This is a genomic window from Mycobacterium sp. NGS56, from assembly GCF_059812425.1.
Genome location: NZ_JCALCQ010000002.1, coordinates 561,536 through 580,534 on the forward strand (window position 1 = coordinate 561,536; position 18,999 = coordinate 580,534).

Annotated in this window: 18 protein-coding genes and 1 pseudogene; 6 read left to right on the forward strand and 13 right to left on the reverse strand. The window is 67.8% G+C overall.

The features are described from left to right. Positions 1 to 2: 2 nt before the first annotated feature. From AC5Y4F_RS09970 to AC5Y4F_RS10005, 8 genes are read right to left on the reverse strand one after another with little or no spacing between them, the layout of a single operon-like run. Complete coding sequence (locus AC5Y4F_RS09970; protein ID WP_067936979.1) at positions 3 to 1,013, reverse strand: DUF5914 domain-containing protein; 1,011 nt, start codon at positions 1,011 to 1,013, stop codon at positions 3 to 5. Continuing rightward, positions 1,010 to 2,536, reverse strand: coding sequence for an FAD-dependent oxidoreductase (locus AC5Y4F_RS09975; RefSeq protein ID WP_499996331.1), 1,527 nt, complete (start codon positions 2,534 to 2,536; stop codon positions 1,010 to 1,012). The genes AC5Y4F_RS09970 and AC5Y4F_RS09975 overlap by 4 nt, the downstream gene beginning before the upstream one ends. Beyond that, the gene (locus AC5Y4F_RS09980) at positions 2,533 to 3,252 is read right to left on the reverse strand and encodes a class I SAM-dependent methyltransferase (RefSeq protein ID WP_067936976.1); all 720 of its coding nucleotides are present in this window, start codon (positions 3,250 to 3,252) and stop codon (positions 2,533 to 2,535) included. Before AC5Y4F_RS09980 ends, AC5Y4F_RS09975 begins: the two co-directional genes overlap by 4 nt. After that, entirely contained in the window at positions 3,239 to 3,550 is a 312-nt protein-coding gene (locus tag AC5Y4F_RS09985) for a lycopene cyclase domain-containing protein (RefSeq protein WP_499996334.1), read from the reverse strand. Before AC5Y4F_RS09985 ends, AC5Y4F_RS09980 begins: the two co-directional genes overlap by 14 nt. Then, on the reverse strand, positions 3,547 to 3,870 hold the full coding sequence (locus AC5Y4F_RS09990) for a lycopene cyclase domain-containing protein (RefSeq protein ID WP_067936972.1): 324 nt from the start codon (positions 3,868 to 3,870) through the stop codon (positions 3,547 to 3,549). Before AC5Y4F_RS09990 ends, AC5Y4F_RS09985 begins: the two co-directional genes overlap by 4 nt. Next, entirely contained in the window at positions 3,867 to 4,820 is a 954-nt protein-coding gene (locus AC5Y4F_RS09995) for a phytoene/squalene synthase family protein (protein WP_499996339.1), read from the reverse strand. Before AC5Y4F_RS09995 ends, AC5Y4F_RS09990 begins: the two co-directional genes overlap by 4 nt. Then, complete coding sequence (gene crtI, locus AC5Y4F_RS10000; RefSeq protein ID WP_499996342.1) at positions 4,817 to 6,337, reverse strand: phytoene desaturase family protein; 1,521 nt, start codon at positions 6,335 to 6,337, stop codon at positions 4,817 to 4,819. The genes AC5Y4F_RS09995 and crtI overlap by 4 nt, the downstream gene beginning before the upstream one ends. Before the next feature lie 28 nt (positions 6,338 to 6,365). Then, positions 6,366 to 7,490 carry a polyprenyl synthetase family protein gene (locus AC5Y4F_RS10005; protein WP_499996345.1) on the reverse strand — a complete coding sequence of 375 codons (1,125 nt, stop codon included), beginning with the start codon at positions 7,488 to 7,490 and terminating at the stop codon, positions 6,366 to 6,368. Positions 7,491 to 7,784: 294 nt separating this feature from the next. Here AC5Y4F_RS10005 and AC5Y4F_RS10010 point away from each other — a divergent pair, with 294 nt between their 5' ends. Then, complete coding sequence (locus AC5Y4F_RS10010) at positions 7,785 to 8,282, forward strand: MarR family winged helix-turn-helix transcriptional regulator (RefSeq protein WP_067936964.1); 498 nt, start codon at positions 7,785 to 7,787, stop codon at positions 8,280 to 8,282. 52 nt (positions 8,283 to 8,334) lie between these two features. Here the strand turns inward: AC5Y4F_RS10010 and AC5Y4F_RS10015 are convergent. Beyond that, positions 8,335 to 8,739: pseudogene (locus AC5Y4F_RS10015) on the reverse strand (STAS domain-containing protein); the annotation flags it as partial. A 414-nt stretch (positions 8,740 to 9,153) separates the two neighbouring features. Between AC5Y4F_RS10015 and AC5Y4F_RS10020 the strand changes: the two are divergent. The 3 genes from AC5Y4F_RS10020 to AC5Y4F_RS10030 all read left to right on the forward strand — a co-directional run bounded on the left by AC5Y4F_RS10020 (position 9,154) and on the right by AC5Y4F_RS10030 (position 11,740). Beyond that, positions 9,154 to 9,888: an Rv1815 family serine proteinase gene (locus AC5Y4F_RS10020; protein ID WP_499996347.1), complete on the forward strand. Its 735-nt coding sequence runs from the start codon at positions 9,154 to 9,156 to the stop codon at positions 9,886 to 9,888. A gap of 77 nt (positions 9,889 to 9,965) precedes the next feature. Beyond that, entirely contained in the window at positions 9,966 to 10,646 is a 681-nt protein-coding gene (locus AC5Y4F_RS10025; RefSeq protein WP_499996349.1) for a phosphodiesterase, read from the forward strand. A gap of 173 nt (positions 10,647 to 10,819) precedes the next feature. Beyond that, complete coding sequence (locus AC5Y4F_RS10030; protein ID WP_499996352.1) at positions 10,820 to 11,740, forward strand: NAD-dependent epimerase/dehydratase family protein; 921 nt, start codon at positions 10,820 to 10,822, stop codon at positions 11,738 to 11,740. A gap of 14 nt (positions 11,741 to 11,754) precedes the next feature. Here the strand turns inward: AC5Y4F_RS10030 and AC5Y4F_RS10035 are convergent, their stop codons facing one another. The 4 genes from AC5Y4F_RS10035 to AC5Y4F_RS10050 are packed head-to-tail and all read right to left on the reverse strand — an operon-like array spanning position 11,755 to position 16,807. Continuing rightward, on the reverse strand, positions 11,755 to 13,110 hold the full coding sequence (locus AC5Y4F_RS10035) for a TIGR01777 family oxidoreductase (protein WP_499996354.1): 1,356 nt from the start codon (positions 13,108 to 13,110) through the stop codon (positions 11,755 to 11,757). A 16-nt stretch (positions 13,111 to 13,126) separates the two neighbouring features. After that, positions 13,127 to 14,371, reverse strand: a complete 1,245-nt coding sequence (locus tag AC5Y4F_RS10040; RefSeq protein WP_067937126.1) for a glycosyltransferase family 4 protein — start codon at positions 14,369 to 14,371, stop codon at positions 13,127 to 13,129. Between the two features lie 13 nt (positions 14,372 to 14,384). After that, entirely contained in the window at positions 14,385 to 15,977 is a 1,593-nt protein-coding gene (locus tag AC5Y4F_RS10045; RefSeq protein WP_067936954.1) for a 1,4-alpha-glucan branching protein domain-containing protein, read from the reverse strand. After that, positions 15,974 to 16,807 (reverse strand): class I SAM-dependent methyltransferase, encoded by an 834-nt coding sequence (locus AC5Y4F_RS10050; RefSeq protein WP_067936952.1) that lies wholly within the window; start codon positions 16,805 to 16,807, stop codon positions 15,974 to 15,976. Before AC5Y4F_RS10050 ends, AC5Y4F_RS10045 begins: the two co-directional genes overlap by 4 nt. Before the next feature lie 227 nt (positions 16,808 to 17,034). Here AC5Y4F_RS10050 and AC5Y4F_RS10055 point away from each other — a divergent pair, with 227 nt between their 5' ends. Both AC5Y4F_RS10055 and AC5Y4F_RS10060 read left to right on the forward strand, forming a co-directional pair. Continuing rightward, entirely contained in the window at positions 17,035 to 17,826 is a 792-nt protein-coding gene (locus tag AC5Y4F_RS10055) for an electron transfer flavoprotein subunit beta/FixA family protein (RefSeq protein ID WP_067936949.1), read from the forward strand. 36 nt (positions 17,827 to 17,862) lie between these two features. Continuing rightward, positions 17,863 to 18,819, forward strand: coding sequence for an electron transfer flavoprotein subunit alpha/FixB family protein (locus AC5Y4F_RS10060; protein WP_067936946.1), 957 nt, complete (start codon positions 17,863 to 17,865; stop codon positions 18,817 to 18,819). The last annotated feature ends 180 nt before the right edge of the window (positions 18,820 to 18,999 follow it).

Genomic DNA, 18,999 nt, shown 5'->3' on the forward strand with positions numbered 1-18,999 from the left:
GGCTACTTGTGGCCGGTGCGCACTTGGTAGCGGCGTTCGGCATAGGCGAGATCATCGCGCCACAATTTGGTGGCCGCATAACGCATAATCGGTGTGATCAACGGCGCCACCCGGGAAGCGCGCGTGAAACCGGGCCGCTCTGAATGCGCGATGGTGGCCTCCAGGACGGCGGTACGCGGGCGGCCGTCGGGACTCGAACCCATTGGCGTCGCGTGGGTTTCGACGACACTGCCGGTCCCCTCCCCGTCCACGATGCGCATGACGATCGTGCGGGCTTCCGGGCAACTGAACTCCGCGACGACGGGCACTCCGAGGCGTCCCATCCGGAAGGTCACCGCCACCAGGAATCGGTCGGCCTGTTCGGTGGGAGTCGTCAGCACGTCGAGCCGGGTGAACGAGTAGGGGTGAAACCACGCGCCGTGCCACGGGTCGAGGCGGTTGGCGATGATGTCACTCGGTTCGCACACACCTACCATGCGGGCGACCGCGCTCAGGGTGTCGCCCGCCGGCCGCTGCGGAATCACCGGCCGATCCAGCGGTTCCTCCTTGCCCACCGCGTCGAGCCGCACCCAGGCCAGGACGCCGTCGTCGTGACTGGGCAACGGGCTCCAGCCGAATTCGCGAGCGCGTTCGTCGAGGGTCAGGCCGTGCCAGCGGCAGACCAGCGCGCCCTGGTGCACGGTGCCCGTGGCGAGGTCCGCCCCCAAATGGGGACAACTGCGCGGCCCCACGCACAACCGGCCCCGGTCGTCGCGCCAGGCGACGACGTCGACCCCGGCGACGCGCGTGCCGAAGGGTCGCCCGCCGGGCACCTGGTCGCTGGCGGCGAACACGTACCAGTTGCCGGTGGGTTTGCGCTGCGAGCGCCGCAGTGCGGCCTCGATGATGGCGGGTTTCGCGTCGCGATATGTCGGGCGCTGATCCGCCCATGACATGCGCGGGAGCACCTGTAGCGGCCACCCTTTGGTCCGGGTGACGGCCAGGCGTTGTTGAAGCTGTTCGCGGAACTTCATGATCGGCTGGATCTTTCGCGGTCGGCAAGCCATCGCAGCAGTGGCGACCGGCCCTGGGTGGGTACCGTGGCCAACGGGTGTCCGGCCAACCCCCATCGTTGCAGGAGTTGGTTCGCGGCGCACCAGCCGGTGGTGGCTGCCCGCTCCATGAGTGCCACCGGCAAGTCGATGCGGACGGCGTCGCCGGCCAGCAACAAGCCCGGCGTCGGCGTGGCGACCGGTGGCCGGCAAAAGTAGGAGCCGGGCGAAAACAGCGGGCAATCGCTGCGATGCAGCAGCTTCTCGTGGACGATCTGTGCCGCAGCGGTTTCCGGATAGACCCTGTGCAGTTGGCGTAGCGCGGCGGCGCGGGGCGGCTCGGAATCCAATGCGTACGAATGCAGTTCGACAACCGAACCGTGATGCGCGGCGGCCCAGTCGCGGGCTTCGCATTCGTAGCGCTCCAGCACGCTGATGTTGTCGAGTGGCTCATGGCCGGCCGTGCCCAAAAACGCCGGCCGGTGCGCCGCGACCGGGCGGTCGAGCCACAACCGGTGCACGGCGAACGGCGGCGCGGTGCGCAGTCGCGATATCTGGGCGCGCCAGTCGTCGGTGCCCAGGTCCCTCGACGCCGCGACAATCCGCTGCAAACCCGCGATATCGGTGGCCAAGACGACGGCATCGACCTCAAAGTGCTCATCTGGATCGGTAAGCACCTTGAAGCGCCGCGTCGAATCCGCGTCGATGCTCAGCACCTTGGTGGCGAGCCGGAACCGCACGCCCCGCCCTTCGAGATAGGCGCGCAACGGCTGCCACAGCGCGCTGTCATAGTTCGCCGAGGGCACGTCGAAGATCAGGCCTTCGGAGGACCCCAGGAAGTAGATGTGGAACATGGTCGCCAACTCGGCCGCGGAGAGCTTGGCGGGGTCGGCGAAAAAGCTGCGGGAGAATACCTCGAACGCCAGATGCCGTGCGGCCTCGGGGAAGCGGATGTCTTCGAGAAACGTGGCGGCGTCGGTGTGATCCAGGCGCTCATACGTGCCCGGCACCGAGACGGCGGCCAGCGGTGCGGCGGCGCGGGCATCGATGCGGGTGAAGTCACGCAGCCGGAAGGTGGGGCTGCGCGCCGCGAACACCACGGCGTTCCACGGTGGGGTACGCGGCAACCCGCGGAAGCTGTCACGCCGGCCCGTTCCGTCGATCAGCGGGTAATCCTTTACGGGAGTAAGCATCCGCAGCTGCGGGTCGATCCTGCTCAGCAGCGCGCGCAGGTTGTAATACTGTCGGAAGAACGCGTGGAAGCCGCGGTTCATAGCGAGCTCGGCGCCGCCGTCCCGCTCGGTCCAACCCCCCACCCGGCCCCCGAGGTAGTACTCGCTTTCGATGATCTCGACGGCGACGCCACGCTCGGCCAGCCCGGTGGCGGCCGCCAGCCCGGCGATCCCGCCGCCGACGACGGCCACCCGCGGGCGCGACGCCAGCGCCTTTGCATCGGGCAATCCCGTTGGCGCGGCGAACGTTCGGCGATGCCGGTCGGCTGTCATCGTGGCGCATCCGCCAGGAAGGTGTGCACAATGTTGGCTTCCCAGCCGGGCATCGTTTCGCTGTGCACCGCGGTGAAGCCGGCGTCGGCAAGGCGAGTCCGGAATCGCTCGGCGCCGTCGAACGCCAGCACGCTGCGCCACAGGTAGCGATACAACCCGGTGTCGCGGGTGCGCCACCACCCGGCGGGAATGATGATGCCCCAACACACGGCGTGCCAGATGCGGGTGGCCGCAGGGGAATCGCGCACCGAATATTCGTGCACCGCCAGCGTGCCGCCGGGGCGCAAGAGCTCGCGGAACCTGCACAGCTGGGTGTCGCGGTCGGCGACGTTGCGGATAAGGTAGGCGGCCAGGATACCGTCGAACGGTCCGGTGATCCCGTGCTGTGCAAGCTCTTCGACCGGGGTGTGCACGAAACGCACCGAACCGGGCCAGTGCTTGGCGAGCGCCGCGTCGAGCATTCCCCGCGACGCGTCAATGGCGACGATGTCTGCCTCGGGCGCGACGGCCAGCAGCGCCGCCGTCGAAGCGCCCGTGCCGCATCCGGCATCGAGTAACCGGAACCCCTTACCGCGGGCGGGAATCCGCATCCGTCGAGCCGATAAAATCAGCTGCGCGTGGTAGCCCGGGCTGGCACCGACCAGGCGGTCGTAGGCCGCAGCTCCCGCGTCGAACGCGGCCGCCAACTCACCCGGGCCCGCGTCACCCACGCGCACGCCTTCGCTCCCACAGCAGTAGCACGGCGGTGACCAACGCGAAGCCGAATAGAAAGTCTTCGACCGGGATGTCAAAGGGGAAACGCACGCCACTGAGCCCTCGATCGTCATAAATGACGATGGGGGAGCTGAGTTTGGTCAGCCAGCCGTCGACCGGGATCTGAAATCCCAGCACGATCAGCATCGACAGCCAGTACGCCGGGCGCCGAAACAGGCCGGTCCGAAATACCACCAATTCCATGGCACAGACCAGCAATACCGCCAGCGCGGCCGGCAGGGTGTAGCCAAGGCCGGTCATCGGCGGTGCACCTTTTCCAGAATGGTGGTCACGGCGTTGTAGGTCAGCAACGCGCACACGGGAATGACGAGGAAGAACAGTACCTCTTCGACCGGCACCCGGAACGGGATGCTCAGCCCGCACAGGTAGGTAGGGTCGTACGCCCACACGTGCGCGGCGATTGCGATCTCATCCCAGACCAAAAACACCACGGCCACCGGCACGACCGCCTTGATGACCCGTCGGTACTGCCGGTAGACGCCGGGGCCGAAAATTTCCAGCGGCGCGGTGATCACCAGGCACGCGGCAAGCACAGCCAGGTATTGCCACCGATCGCTCATGCGGCCCCCGATTGACGAACGCCCTGCGCACTGTTGCGCGCCCGCCACGACCGTATCAGCCCCGCACCGGCGACTCGAAGCCGTCGCGCCTTGCCGACGGTGGCGCGGTGATCGAACACGGCGAAGTCGCTTCTTTCGATGCAGTCCAAGATCTCGGAATACAGCGCGGCCGCGGTCGCTACGCAAGGTCGCGATCGGGCGGCCAGCGTGGCGATTCCTTCCGTCGCGAATTGGTAGGTTTGCCGGGCGATTTCGTGTTGGGCGGTCAGGGCCCGGCGCACCCGGGGATCGGTGCGGCGGTGCGTGTGGCACCAGGTCAACAGCTCTCGGTCGACGCCGTCGGCGGCCAGTTCGTCGGCCGGCAGATACACCCGGCCGCGCTGCAGGTCCTCGTCGACATCGCGCAGGAAATTGGTCAGCTGGAACGCCCGGCCCAGTGCCGCGGCGTACGGCGCGGCCTCCTGGGCGGACGTCACCGTGCCCAGTATCGGAAGCACCTGCAACCCAATGGCTTCCGCGGAGCCTCGCATGTATAGGTTGAGGGCCTTTCGGTCGGGATAGTCGGTGACCGTGAGGTCCATCCGCATCGAAGCCAGAAAGTCCTCGAACAGCCCGGCGCTGATCTGGTAACGCCGCACGGTGTCGGTCACCGCCGCCACCAACGGATCTTTTAGGTGAGCATCGCCGGAGAAGAATCGCTCCGACAGCTGCTGCAGCCGGCGGCTGCGGACGTCGGCGCCGACCTGCGGGTCGAGATCGTCGAGGATGTCGTCGGCGTACCGGGCGAATCCGTACAGCGCGTGCACCGGCGGCCGCTGGTCGGGCGCGAGCAGCCGGGTGGCCAGAAAGAAGGTGCGGCCATGGGTGGCGTTGAGTTCGCGGCATCGGCGGTATCCGTCGCGCAGCCGCGGATCGTCGATTCCGGCCGCGGTCAACTCGCTGCGCATCATGGCGAGCCGGCTTTCATGTCGAAGTATGCGGTCGATCGTGTGGGGACGCCGGTGACGCGGTCGGCGGCGAGCCGCCCGGAGATCAGCGTGGTCGGAACTCCGACGCCGGGCACCGTGCTGGACCCGGCGAGCACCGCATTGTCGATGCCTCGCACCAGGTTGCCCGGACGGAACGGTCCCGTCTGACCGAACGTGTGGGCCAGCGCGAACGGGCTGCCGGCCGCCATGCCCTGCCGCGCCCAGTCGGCCGGTGTGACGACATCCAAAACCGTTGCGTCGTGCGGTAAACCGGGCAGCATCCGGTCGGCGACGTGCGAGATCATGTCCTCGACGTAGGCGCCGCCGGTGCTGGCCCAATCGATGGTGCCCCGCTTTAGGTTCGGCGCCGGGGCAAGCACGTAGAGCAGATCGCGGCCCTCGGGAGCCAGGGTCGGGTCGCTGGTCGTCGGCCGCGTAACCAGCAACGACGGGTCCCGCATGAGTTGCCCGTCGTCGACGATGTCGGTGAACGTCTGGTCCCACGCGTCGCCGAACAGGATGGTGTGGTGGGCCGTCTCGGATGCGACGGCAGGACAACCCAGGTGCGCCACGACTGCCGAGGGTGACGGACGCAACCGCACCGGGCGACGCGGTGTGCGGCCCAACAACCCGTAGGTCTGCGGCAGCTCGGTGGTCAGCACCACCGCGTCGCAGGGGATGCGTCCGGACTGCTCGCTCAGCGCGGCGCTGACCCGCCCGCCCGTGCGTTCGAGCGCGGTTACGGTTGTGCCGTAACAGAATCGGACGCCGGCGTCGGCGGCGGCCGCGGCCAGTGCATCGGGCAGCGCGCGTACGCCCCCGCGCGGAAACACCACACCCGAGATGGTGTCCATGTAGGCGATCACGGCGTAGACCGCCAGGGCATCACGCGGCGCCACGCCGGCGTACAGCGATTGGAAGGTGAAGATCCGCTGCAACCGTGGGTCGGTGATGTACCGCTTGACCATTCGGTCCCACTTGCGGAAGCCGCCGATCGCGATCAGCTGTGCCAAGTGCGGGGTGAGCAGCGACAGCGGCGAATCGAAGTTCGTGGCGATGAAGCCGTCGAATTCGGTGCGGTACAACCGTGTCAGCCATTGTCGAAGCCGTCGGTAGCCCGCCGCCTGATCGACGCCGGCGAAGTCTGCCACGGCGTCGGACATCCGATCGGCGTCGCTGTGCACGTCGAGCGCACTGCCGTCGGCGAACACGGCGCGGTAGGCCGGGTCGACCGTCATCAACTCCACGCGGTCAGTGAGCCGCTCGCCCACGGCCGCGAACGTCGCGTCGATGATGTCCGGCATGGTCAGCACCGTCGGCCCGGTGTCGATCCGATAGCCGTCGATGTCGAGGCGACCGGCCCGCCCGCCGGGCCACGGCTCGCGCTCCACCACCGTGACCGCCCGCCCGCGGCCGGCCAGGTGCAGTGCCGCGGAAAGGCCGGCCAGCCCGGCGCCGATCACCACCACGTGATCTGAGCGCCCTTCGATGGTCCGCATGATCAACAGGCTCCCTGGTCGGTGCTACTCATTCAACGCGATCCGTGCAGACGGCCGCCATTTCGGCCAACGCGGTGCGAACGGGCTCGCCGATCGGCAAGTCGCTGAGGTGGTCGCGTGCGGCAGCGACACGGTCGTCGATCATCTGCTCGATCAGCTGCACCGCTCCCGTCTCGACGATCAGCGCTTTCCACCGGTCGATCGCGTTGTCGTCGAGGTCTTCCCGATCCGCGAGCTCGACGAGTACACGGCGGGCCGGCGCATCGGCCAGTTGGTGGGCGGCCACCACCACGCTTGTCGCCTTGCGCTCGAGCAGATCGCCGGCAGCGGGTTTGCCCGTTACAGCCGGCGAGCCGAAGACGCCGAGGACGTCGTCGCGAAGCTGGAACGCCTCGCCTATCGCCGCGCCGTAGCGGCCCAGCTGGGACAGCGTTCGATCGTCGCATTCGCCCATGGCCGCGCCGATTTCCAGCGGCCGGCGCACGGTGTAGTTGCCCGACTTGCGCCGTGCCACGTCGAGCACGACTTCCAGCCCCGGCGCCTGCCGCGCATCGTTGGTCAAGTCGGCGAATTGCCCGACGGCGAGCTCGGTGCGCATGGCGTCATAGCGTGGCCACGCGCGTTGGAGACGCCGGGGGTCGACGCCGCTCTCGCGCAGCATCTGTTCGGCCCAGATGAGGCAGAGGTCGCCCAGCAGAATGGCTGCCGATTCGCCGAATCGTTGCGACGGGCCCGACAGTCCGCGTTCGCGATGCCATCGGCCGAATTGCCGATGCGCCGACGGGCGGCCGCGCCGTTGGTCGGCACCATCCATGACGTCGTCTTGAAGCAATGCGAAGGCGTGCAGCAACTCGAAACTGGCCGCGGCCCGCAGGGCCGCATCGTCGGGCGGCGCGCCGCACAGCCAGCCCAGGTACACGAATGTCGACCGCAGGCATTTACCGCCACCGATGAACTGAGCCAGGATGTCGCCTGCGGCGTCGATGCGCACATCGTCCAGTTCGCCGGCACGCCGCTCGGCGACGAAATGCGCGACATCGCCCAAAATCATCCGCCGTAGGTTCGACCGCCATGCGCCGAAGTCGTCGGCGCTGAGCCAACCGATCGCCACCGGCGGCGACGCCGTTGCGGGTGAAAAAGACAAAACCTTCATATGCCCAAGCGCTCCCTCCCCGACGGTTTGGCGTGCCCAGGCGCGCGGCCAAACACACGCGTCATACCCGCTGCTGAGGCGGGCAAAACACCAGCGCCGACCGCCAGGCGCGCCCTCGCGTCGTGGCTATGACGTACCACTTATTTCAATAAATTAAACATTAATTTACTGAAGGTAATCGTTATGCGCCATTGGGCGACGACCGGTGTTCCGAGGGGGGCGCCAGCGGCCACTGCTCGGAAAAACTTTAAGTATCTGAAATGTAACCCGCATCGGCGATATGCTCACAGCGTTATGGACGCTGACGCGCAGCGCTGGGGCCGCGATGAGCTGGAGTCGATGATAACGGCCGATCTGCGGGAGCTGTCGACCGAGTCCGATCAGATCGGTCGGGTGTTCGCGCTGGTTCATAACCTGCGGCCCAATGACTTTCGTGCCCTGCTTTACATCATGGTGGCGGAGATAGGCGGGCGGCCGATGACATCGAGCGACCTCAGTCAGCGGCTGGGACTGTCGGGTTCGGCGATCACCTATCTGGTTGACCGGCTCATCGGCGCCGGCCATATCCGTCGCGATAATCACCCTGCCGACCGCCGAAAGGTCGTGTTGCGCAACGATGAATCCGGTCTGGCCACCGCGCGGTCGTTTATCAGCCCGCTCGATGCGCACACCCGATTAGCCCTCGACGACCTACCCGATTCGGACCTGAGCGCCGCGCATCGGGTCTTCGCCGCGCTGATCACCGCGTTGCGCTGCTTCCAGGATGAACTGGGCGACAGGCCGAAACCCTAGGCGCCGCAGGGAACCGTCCGACCACTACGACGCGGCGCTGTGTGGGGACTCTGGACTGAGCCGGTTTCCGATGCGCCAGGTCCGACAGGAGCCGTCGTCTGGCGCGCAGGATGTCTTCGAGGTTCTGAAAGGCCTCGGGCACCGAACCGGCGACCTGCAACCCGTTGTGATGCACGATCCGCAACAGGGGACTAACCGCCGTGCCGCCGATCACGCCGCAGTACACCCGCGCCTTGCGGAGCTCGTCGTTGAGCAACAGCAGCGCACGAAAACCCTCCACGCTGATAAAGCGCAGATGACTGAGGTCGAGCACCAAGGGGGTCTTGAGCCGGGCGAAGTTTCGGATCGCCGCAGTGAGGTCCGTCGCGTTGGAGGCGTCGATCTCGCCGTCGACGCGCAGGACCGTCCCGAGACTGCGCGCATAGACGAACAGGTGTGCTCGGCTGAAATCAGCCATGTACCGGCAGCGGGTGGGGAGGTGTTGATCCGCCGAATTTGCGGAGTGAATAGCGGCCATGAGAGCGCCTATCGACGTTCGTGAGGCGGGAGTGAAACAGTGTTTTGCGCACCGCTCCCGTTGGAGACGCAGCTGTGAACTCAACCTGTTAGCAGCCTACCGCCGAGGTGAGCGCTGAGATATCGGTTCGCCGAAACACCCAGGCCTGAGCAGCCGACACGACGCGAGCCAGATCCCTGCCTTCCAGCGCAGCTCGAGGCGGCGGGCCCGCGCAGTTCGTTTCCCGGCCTTTTGGCAAACCGCTCACGTTCGCTTTCCGACCGGATTCAAGGCCGTTTGGCCCGGTAGACCGCGGGTATACGCGTGTCGAGTAAGACACGCGATGGACCCCGGACGTGAGGGGTGATGCGTCCCATGGCAGAGCCCAGCTGCCGGCTGCGCCGGTTTGCGATCGCATCCGCGCTCACGGCGATGCTTTTTGCCGCACCGGGTCCGGCGGCTGCCGATCCGGGCAGCACCGTTTACCCCGGAATGGAGATCCACCAGGGCAGCACGGTCTGCATGGTGGGATTGGTCGAGCCGCGGTTGCGGGTCGCGTTGACCAGTGGCCAATGCGACGGAGGGCAGTCGGTAGTCACCGATCGCGACCGCAAGCCGATCGGCAACGTGGTCCTCGGCCGCCGCCAGGACGACGCAGACTCCACAGCGGAGGTGTCGATGCTGCCCGTGGAGTACGAAGTCATTGCGATCGCGCCCGATGTGACGGCCAGCGATGTGCTTCCGACGGGACGCCGTTTGGGATCCGCGCCCGGTATGCGCGCGCAACCCGGAATGCCCGTATGCCAGCTGCGCAGCGCCACCGGCCAACGCTGCAGCTCGGTCGGCTGGGTCGGCAACGGCCGCTTCGCCATCACCGACATGGTCTCCGACAGCCGGGACTACGGCGGTCCGGTCTACACCCTGACCGACGAACACAACGCCTTGATCGTGGGATTGGTCGAGGGCATCTGGAAGTCCTCGCCCCAGATCGAGTCGTGGCAGGCGGTCATGGCGCAGGTCTACATCGACAGCCACACCTACCACCCGCAACAACGGCCGCCCGCACTGCGAATGATCAGCCGGCACACAAGCGCTTCCGTGTCGCCGTGACTTTCCCCCCACCAGCGCTGGCGCGGCGGTGTTGAACGGCATGGTTTCTCCCGCCGAAGAATGGGAATCCGCCGCCGGTGAACGTTTTCGATCTTGTGGCGTTGCCGTTTCGCTTGGGCTCCGCGATCCGGGGTAAGCGGTTTTTCCACCCGATCGGGGTGCTCGCCGGGGGCTTCATCGAGCGCGTTGCCCCTGCCGCCCAAGGCTTGCCGATCGCGTCATCGGAGATTGTTGCGCGCGTGTCCAAGGCCAGCGGCACGCCAGGGGCGCTGCCCGACTTCATCGGGTTGGCCTTCCGGCTGCCCGCGCCGCCGCTCTCCGAGAAGCCGTGGGACATCCTGCTCGTCTCGTCCGGGTCGGGGGTGTTGTCACGGGTGGTGGCGCTGCGGCCGGCCACGTCGTGGAACGGTCAGACGCTGACCACGCTGATGCCGTTGCACTATCAGGACCACAACTGGTGGCTTCGGGCTCGCACCTCCAGCGAGATCGGCGGCACGGGCTTGTCCCTGGACGGCGTCCGGTCCAAGCTCGAGCGCAGCAACATCGAGGTGACCCTCGACCAAGCTTGCGGCAGAGCCGATTTCACACCCTTGGCCCGCATCACGCTGACCACCGCCATCGATCCCGACGGCGACCGGGACGTGTCGTTCGACCCCGTCCTCAACACGGCGCCCGGCTTGAGCCTGCACCCCCGGTGGCTCGCGGACCTGCGCGCCCGCGCCTATCAGCACAGCCGCGACGGCAGAGACGCCGAATAGTAGCTGCTCGTGCTGGGGAGGTAGCCGGCGTCCAAGCGGATCGTCATCACCGGGGCAGTGGCAACGTCGGCACCGCACTGCTGCGACGTGTCGCCGAAGGCGGAAACTGATTACGAGATCGTCGGCGTCACCCGTAGACGCCCGCCGCCGGACGGCGTGTACCGATCCGTCCAATGGCATCAGCTGGACCTCGCGGATCCGGGCGCCTCAACGTTTGTCGCGGCGCGCAGTGCGTGATCCATCTGGCGTGGGGTTTCCAGCCCACCCGTAACCGGCGGTATCTGGATGCGGTCGCCGTCAATGGCAGCGCGGCGGTGCTCAGCGCGGCGCATAACGCCAAAGTGCCTCAGCTGGTGCACATGTCGTCGGTGGGCACCTACGCCGCCGGGCGGTACGGGGAACAGGTGGACGAGTCCTGGTCGACCGCCGGCATCAGATCATCGGCATACAGCCGGGCGAAATCCACGGTGGAACACATGCTCGACGACTACGAACGCCGCAATCCCGATGGCGTGGGCATCACCCGGATGCGGCCCGGCTTCATCATGCAGCGCGACGCCGCACCCGGCCTGCGGCGCTACACCCTGCCCGCATACCTGGATCCGCAATGGCTGCGCTGGCTGCCCGTGCTCCCGCTGGACCGCTCGTTATGTGTGTCCATCGTGCACGCCGACGATGTCGCCGACGCCTGTGTGAAAGCTGTCGAGCGTTGTGCGCTGGGCCCCTTCAACCTCGCCGCCCAACCACCGGTGTCCCGTGACGACATCGCAAAGGCATTGCGGGCACACCCGATTCATGTGCCCTCTGCCGTGCTCGGGTTGGCGGTGGAGGCATCGTGGCGGGCGAGGCTGCAGCCCATCGACCGGGGCTGGCTCGATATGGCGTTTTCGTTGCCGCTGCTCGACACAAGCCGCGCGCGCGACGTGCTCGGGTGGTCGCCACGGTGGGAATCGTTGGCGGCCCTGCGCGACCTCATTGACGGGTTCCTCCATGTCTCGGGGACGCCGAGTCCGGTGCTGCATTCCCGGTCGTTCGTCCAGGCGATCACCCGTGATGTCAGCGATGGGCCACTTACCACGCGACGCGTGCCCTGAAAGTCCTGCCGGACTCAGCCGGTGCGCCCCAAGAGGTGACGCAACGCCCGATCCAGGTCCGGTTGTCGAAACCGATGCCCGGCGGCGGCGAGTTTGGCCGGCGCCACTCGCTGGCTCGCGCACGCCAGCTCGCGGGCGCCCTGCCCGCCCAGGAGCAGCCGCGGACCCAGCGAGGGCACGGGCAACACCGCCGGCCGGTGCAACACCGCCGCCAGGGCGGCGGTGTATTCGCTGTTGCGAACGGGTTGCGGTGCAACGGCATTCACCGGCCCAGACAACGTGGAGTCCCACAGTGCGCGGTGGTAGACGTCCACCAGATCGTCGATCCCGATCCAGGACAGCCATTGTCGGCCGTCACCAAGACGGCCACCCAGCCCGGCGCTGAACAGCGGACGCATCAGTTTCAAAGTGCCGCCGGCGGGCGATTGCACAATGCCGGTGCGCACCGGCACCACCCGCATCCCCGCCTGCTGGGCGGGCGTGGTCGCCTCCTCCCAGTCGGTCACCACCTCGGCCAGAAACCCGTCGCCGCGACCGCTGTCCTCGGTGAGAGTTTCATCGCCCCGGTCGTATCCGTAGAAGCCGATGGCCGACGCCGAGATCAGCACGCCGGGGCGACGCTCGCTGCGGCCCAGTAGTTCGGCCAGCCGCCGCGTGGGCCCAATCCTGCTGTCCCGGATGGCCTGCCGGTGTCTATCGGTGAAACGCCCGGCGATCGAGGCGCCCGCGAGATGGATCACCGCGTCGGTCCCGTCGAACAGCCTCGGGTCGGGATCCTCAGGGTTCCACCGTCGTTCATCGTCGTCGCGTGCGACGTGGCGGACCAGCCGGATCACCCGATGCCCACCGGTGCGCAGGAAGGCGGTCAATGCCGAACCGACCAGTCCCGACGATCCGGTGACGGCGATCGTCATCGGGCGCAGTCCGTTCTCGGCGGCCAGCCGGTGGGCCGTCAAGTCGTCGGCGAGCTGGCGGTGCCGGTAGACGAACATGGGCCGCAGCAGCCGGCCGGGCACTGGAGTCTCGACCCTGTCGATCACCCTGGTGCGGTTGCCCCCGAGGTCTTCGAATTCGTGAATGTGGCGCCAGCGCACCGCGATTCGCGTCGGGAGCGCGGCCAGGCCGTCGCCGCCGACGGTGTCGACGAAACGCCGCGGCGGATCATATCCGTCGGGCTGATGGACGGCGACCCAGCGCAGGCCCCCGGGCAGCGCCAGCGTGGCTCGCCCGTCCTCGAGTGAGGCGGCCTCGGTGACCAGCCGCATCGGCTGCCACGGCGGCGAAAGCCGGGCGAACGCCCCAGGCCTTGCGTACCAATCGAAAACGTCGCTGATGGGAGCGTCCACGACGCTCGAATAGTCCAGGCCCATGCCTGAACGTTAGCGCCTACCGGTTCGGCAAGGCGTGTTCGGCGATGGGCAGCCGCGCGTGCGGCTGGCGCACTCCACGCTTGGCCGACAGGTAAACCTGCGCGGTCTTGTCGGCCACCGTGCGCCAATCGAAATCGGATGTGAGTCGTTCGCGGGCGGCGTGGGCGCGCCGCTGCGCGGCCTGCGGGTCGTCGAGCACGGAGCGCACCGCGGCGGCCAGCCGGGCCACGTCGCGAGGCGGGCACGACACGCCGGTCTGACCATCGATCACCGCTTCGCCCAGGCCACCGATGTCAGAGGTCACCAGTGGAGTGCCCGCCGCCGCCGCCTCCAGCGCCACGATCCCGAACGGCTCATAGTGACTGGGCAGCACCGCGGCGTCGGCGCGATGCAGGACGGCCAGCAGCTCGGCATGTTCGAGGTGCCCAGAAAACCGAATCGCCTTGAGTACCCGGTGTTTACGAGCCTGCTCGATGAGCCAGCCCTGCTGGGTCCCCTCACCGGCGATGGTCAGTGTGGTGCCGGGGTGGCTGCGCCTGATCCGTGGCAGCGCGGCGATGAGGTCATGCACACCCTTCTCGTACTCGAGCCGACCCAGGTAGAGCAGCTCCGCCGGTCCGGTGCGCGGCCGGCGCGCCGCAAACGGCCACCGTGCCGTCTCGATGCCGTTGCAGATCACCGTGATCTCGGCCAGGCCGGGACCGAACAGCTCGGTGATCTCGTCGGCCATCGACGCCGAACACGTGATCAGCGAGTCGGATTCACGCACCAACCACGATTCGACCGCGTGCACCTGACGGCTGATCGCACCGGTGACCCAGCCGGAATGACGACCGGCTTCGGTGGCGTGGATCGTGGAAACCAGTGGCGCATCGTAAAATTGGGCGAGCGCGATCGCCGGGTGGGCCACCAGCCAGTCGTGGGCGTGCACGACGTCGGGCCGCCAGGCGCGGTTGGTGCCCGGCTTCGTCAGCGGCAGACCGGCGCGGACCATGGAGTGGCCCATCGCGAGCGTCCACGCCATCATGTCGGTGCCGAAGGCGAATTCGTGCGGGTCCTGAGCGGCCGCGATTACCCGAACGCCCTCGCTGATGTGGTCGGTGGACGGATGACTGCGTGGATCGGTTCCACTGGGACGCCGCGACAGCACGACGACGTCGTGACCGGCGGCGGCCAGCGCGGTCGACAGATGATGCACGTGCCGGCCGAGCCCGCCGATCACCACGGGCGGATATTCCCACGACACCATCAGGATTTTCACGCCGCGGCCCGCCTCATCGGGGCAACCTGCGGGCATCGAGGGCGCCGAACAGCCCGTCGGCGCGGTTCCAGCCCTCCGCCAGGCGCTGCGCGGTGTCGCGCCGCCCCGATGCCAGCGCATCGGCGATTTCGCGGGTGGCGTGGGCGTGCAGGTGGGCGCGGTAGCGGGCGTAGTCGGCGGCCGAATCCTTGCTGACCATGAATGGCCAGTCGCTGGAGACGGTGAGCAGCGTTTCGCGCAGGATCTGATCGGCGACGTGATCGCGTGGAGTGGGCCCGTCCAGGGACGCGGTCTGGGACAGCGCCTTGTCGACGGTGCTCAGCGCCATGTCGACCACTTCGCTGTTCAGCGCGACCAGATCGGCGACCTGATCGCCGGCCCACACCTGCCAGTCCTTTCCCGAACCCCACGAGCTGGGCGGCAGGGCTACCGCGTTCCCGACGAAACCGTCGGCGAGGGCGTCGTTCAGCGTGCCCACCCGGACGCCGGCCTCCGGCAGGGTCCGCAGCACCCGCTCCAGCCACGTCGGACCCTCGTACCACCAGTGGCCGAACAGCTCGGTGTCGAACGCGGCGACCACATGCGCCGGACGCCCGATGCGGTCGGACTCCGAGAGTAGGCGGTTGCGAACCACGTCGACGAAGTCGGCGACGTGGGTATCGACCGCGTGGTCGGCGCGCTCGGGATCGTAAGGCGCCTTGTCCTGCGAGGACACGTTGCGGCCCGTCACCCTGGCCGGCTTGAGGCCGGTGAGGTGGTCATAGGTATGGAAGTCGCGATATGCGGCGTGCCCGGGGTAGCCGGATTTCGGTGACCACACCCGGTAGCTGACCTGGAGATCACGCCCGAACGCGACCACATCGGTGTCGCCGACCGGCCGGCCCAGGGCCGTGTCGCCGTGTAGGGACGGGCCGTCGACCATGAAATGGGTGATGCCGGCGGCGGAATAGTCGTGCTCCAGGCCGGGCGCGTAGGCGCATTCGGGCGCCCAGATCCCGCCGGGGCTTTGCCCTTGTCGCGCCCCTAGGCGCATTTGCGCGTCGGCCAGACCCTCGCGCAGTGCGAACTCACGCAGTCGCGGCGCCAGCAGCGGTTGAAACGGATGCGCCAGCGGGCCGCCGAGCAGCTCTAACGCGCCGGCGTCGAGCAGGCTGCGCAGCAGCGGGCTGCCCCCGTGCCGCCACAGGGTGGCGAAGTCGTCCAGTCTCCGCTGCGCTTCGGCCGATTCACGAATCCCTAAGGCGCGCAATGCTTCCGGTGTGCATGCCTGGTAGCCGACCGACTTCGAGCGGGGAACGGACCGCACGCTGGTGGCCTCCAGGGCACGCAGCTGCCAGTTGGCCAGCCAATGGTGCATGCCGTCCAGGCAGTACGGGTCGTCGAGCTGCGCGTTCACCACGGGCGTGACGCCCAGCGTGATCACGCCCCGCCGGTCTTCGCCGGCCAATGTATTCAGCACCCGCATCAGCGGCAGGTAGGCCGCCGCCCAGGATTGATATAGCCATTCCTCGCCGACCGGCCAGCGGCCGTGGTGGGCGAGCCAGGGCAGGTGGGTGTGCAAAACCAGGGTGAAGAGGCCGGGAACCCGGTTCTGCGGCGTGCTCACGGGGCTACCGCGATCGCGATCAGGTCGAGGCTGTCGTCGATGTGGTGGCCGGTGGCCGCGCCTGCGTCGGCCTCGAGGAGGTCGAAGTCCCCGGTGGTGACCGTGGCGACGTCGGCAGCCAGCTCGGGCGGCCACGGTACCCCCTGGTCAGCGGCCATTGCCTGCCGGATCTGCGCGTCGATGATCGAGCCGCCGTGCCGGGCATCCAGCTCGCGAAGCCGCGGGCCGTGGAACAGGCCGCTGATCGACACGTCGGCGAAGCCGCCGTCGATGAGCAGCTGGGTCAGTTCGGCGGCGTTGAGTTCGCGGGTGTGAAAGGGGTTGACCGGGGTGTCGCGACCGGGGGAGAAGGTGATCCGGTTGGGGGTGGACATCAGCAGCAGGCCCGACGGCCGCAGCACCCGGACGCACTCGATGACGAACTGTGTTTGGTCCCACAGGTGTTCGATCACCTGGAAGTTGACCACAATATCGACCGACGCATCGGGCAGCGGTAGCTGCGCAAGGTTCGCCCGCATGACGTCCACTCGGGGGTAGCGGTTCCGGACATGGGCCACCGCGGCCTCGTCGTAATCGACTGCGATGACGCGGCGGGCGACCCCGGCGATCAGGTCGGCGCCGTAGCCCTCGCCGCAGCCGGCCTCGAGCACGTCGGCGTCCGCGCAGCGCTCGGCAAGGCGCTGGTAGACGACCTCGTGGCGGCGAAACCAGTAGTTCTCGATGTCCAAACCCGGGATGGTGCGCTCACCCGTCAGCATCATCACGGCGTCACCCGCCGACGCGGTGTCGCCGGCGGTGTGCTGCGGGACGTCAGGCACGAGTGCGCTCATTGCATAGGCAGGCTAACGCGAAGTGTCGGATTCGCGAACCGGGGAAGTGGACCCCCGCTCGCGAAGCGGCGGACGGGCTGCAGGAACGTGCACTACGACCAGCTATGGTGTGAATGCATACCGCACAAAGTTACCGGGTAGTAACACGGCCGTGCGTTGCGAAAACGCGTACCGAGGTTTCGTAGTCGATTGCTGCGAGCCCCCTTCTAGGAGGACGAACCACACTCATGACGAACATCGTGGTCCTGATCAAGCAGGTCCCAGATACCTGGTCGGAGCGCAAGCTATCTGACGGCGATTACACATTGGACCGTGAGGCCGCCGACGCGGTGCTGGATGAGATCAACGAGCGCGCGGTGGAAGAGGCGCTGCAGATCCGCGAACGCGAGGGCGGCGAAGGCGCGGTGACCGTGCTGACCGCGGGTCCCGAGCGCGCCACCGAGGCGATCCGCAAGGCGCTGTCGATGGGCGCCGACAAGGCCGTCCATCTCAAGGACGACGGCATGCACGGTTCGGATGTCGTGCAGACCGGATGGGCCTTGGCCCGTGCGCTGGGCACCATCGAGGGCACCGAGCTGGTCATCGCCGGTAATGAGGCCACCGACGGGACCGGTGGCGCGGTGCCGGCCGTCATCGCCGAGTACCTGGGCCTGCCCCAGCTCACCCATGTGCGCAAGCTCTCCATCGAGGGCGACAAGGTCACCGGCGAGCGGGAGACCGACGAGGGCGTGTTCACCCTCGAGGCCACCCTGCCCGCGGTGGTCAGCGTCACTGAGAAGATCAACGAGCCGCGCTTCCCCTCCTTCAAGGGCATCATGGCCGCCAAGAAAAAAGAGGTTACCGTGCTGACCCTCGCCGATATCGGGGTCGAGAGCGACGAGGTTGGGCTGGAAAACGCCGGTTCCACCGTGCTGTCGTCGACGCCCAAGCCGCCGAAGACCGCGGGTGAGAAGGTCACCGACGAGGGCGAGGGCGGCAACGAGATCGCCAAGTACCTGGTCGCCCAGAAGATCATCTGACCCGAGTCCCCCAAGACGAGAAGAGCGAAATAACCCATGGCTGAAGTACTTGTGCTCGTCGAGCACGCAGAAGGTGCGCTGAAGAAGGTCACCTCCGAACTGATCACCGCCGCCCGCGCGCTGGGCGAGCCCGCCGCCGTCGTGGTGGGCGCTCCCGGGACCGCCGCGCCCTTGGTCGATGGGCTCAAGGAGGCCGGCGCCGCCAAGATCTACATTGCCGAGTCCGACGACGTCGAGAAATACCTGATCACCCCGTTCGTCGACGTGCTGGCCTCGCTCGCCGAGTCCAACTCGCCCGCCGCGGTGATCCTGTCCGCCAACGCCGACGGCAAGGAGATCGCCGGACGGCTCGCGGCGCGCATCGGTTCCGGCCTGCTGGTCGACGTGGTCGACGTCAAGGAAGGCAACAAGGCGACCTATTCCATCTTCGGTGGCGCGTTCACCGTGGAGGCGCAGGCCAACGGGGACACCCCGGTGATCACCGTGCGCGCCGGCGCCGTCGACGCCGAGCCGCAGGCCGGTGCCGGCGAAGAGGTCAAGGTCGAGGTTCCGGCCCAGGCCGAGAACGCCACCAAGATCACCGCCCGCGAGCCCGCCGTCGCCGGTGACCGTCCGGAACTGACCGAGGCCACCATCGTCGTCTCCGGCGGTCGCGGTGTGGGCAGCGCAGAGAACTTCAGCGTCGTCGAGGAGCTGGCCGATTCGCTGGGTGCGGCCGTCGGCGCGTCGCGCGCCGCCGTCGACTCCGGCTACTACCCGGGCCAGTTCCAGGTGGGCCAGACCGGTAAGACCGTCTCGCCGCAGCTCTACATCGCGCTGGGCATCTCGGGTGCGATCCAGCACCGCGCGGGCATGCAGACGTCCAAGACGATCATCGCGGTCAACAAGGATGAAGAGGCGCCGATCTTCGAGATCGCCGACTACGGCGTGGTGGGCGACCTGTTCAAGGTCGCCCCGCAGCTGACCGAGGCGATCAAGGCACGCAAGGGCTGAGTCTGTCGGCCGCGAAGGCCCCCGGCACCGCGGTGCCGGGGGCTTTTGCATTCCGGCACGGCACGCACCGCGTCTCGACCACTGAATCGAATTCCGAATCCGCCGGTGCCGGTTCTAGCGGTTTCGAAGTCCGACAACGGTTCTCGGGACCGGCCGCCGACATCCATCCCCACCATCCCC

What these genes read in the sequence shown, in the direction of transcription:
- AC5Y4F_RS10060 (WP_067936946.1), top strand. Translation starts at nt 17,863, where the DNA reads ATGGCTGAAGTACTTGTGCTCGTCGAGCACGCAGAAGGTGCGCTGAAG.
- AC5Y4F_RS09985 (WP_499996334.1), bottom strand. Translation starts at nt 3,550, where the DNA reads ATGACCGGCCTTGGCTACACCCTGCCGGCCGCGCTGGCGGTATTGCTG.
- AC5Y4F_RS09990 (WP_067936972.1), bottom strand. Translation starts at nt 3,870, where the DNA reads ATGAGCGATCGGTGGCAATACCTGGCTGTGCTTGCCGCGTGCCTGGTG.
- AC5Y4F_RS10030 (WP_499996352.1), top strand. Translation starts at nt 10,820, where the DNA reads ATGGCATCAGCTGGACCTCGCGGATCCGGGCGCCTCAACGTTTGTCGC.
- AC5Y4F_RS10055 (WP_067936949.1), top strand. Translation starts at nt 17,035, where the DNA reads ATGACGAACATCGTGGTCCTGATCAAGCAGGTCCCAGATACCTGGTCG.
- AC5Y4F_RS09975 (WP_499996331.1), bottom strand. Translation starts at nt 2,536, where the DNA reads ATGACAGCCGACCGGCATCGCCGAACGTTCGCCGCGCCAACGGGATTG.
- AC5Y4F_RS09970 (WP_067936979.1), bottom strand. Translation starts at nt 1,013, where the DNA reads ATGAAGTTCCGCGAACAGCTTCAACAACGCCTGGCCGTCACCCGGACC.
- AC5Y4F_RS10010 (WP_067936964.1), top strand. Translation starts at nt 7,785, where the DNA reads ATGGACGCTGACGCGCAGCGCTGGGGCCGCGATGAGCTGGAGTCGATG.
- AC5Y4F_RS10050 (WP_067936952.1), bottom strand. Translation starts at nt 16,807, where the DNA reads ATGAGCGCACTCGTGCCTGACGTCCCGCAGCACACCGCCGGCGACACC.
- AC5Y4F_RS10035 (WP_499996354.1), bottom strand. Translation starts at nt 13,110, where the DNA reads ATGGGCCTGGACTATTCGAGCGTCGTGGACGCTCCCATCAGCGACGTT.
- AC5Y4F_RS10005 (WP_499996345.1), bottom strand. Translation starts at nt 7,490, where the DNA reads ATGAAGGTTTTGTCTTTTTCACCCGCAACGGCGTCGCCGCCGGTGGCG.
- crtI (WP_499996342.1), bottom strand. Translation starts at nt 6,337, where the DNA reads ATGCGGACCATCGAAGGGCGCTCAGATCACGTGGTGGTGATCGGCGCC.
- AC5Y4F_RS10020 (WP_499996347.1), top strand. Translation starts at nt 9,154, where the DNA reads ATGGCAGAGCCCAGCTGCCGGCTGCGCCGGTTTGCGATCGCATCCGCG.
- AC5Y4F_RS09995 (WP_499996339.1), bottom strand. Translation starts at nt 4,820, where the DNA reads ATGATGCGCAGCGAGTTGACCGCGGCCGGAATCGACGATCCGCGGCTG.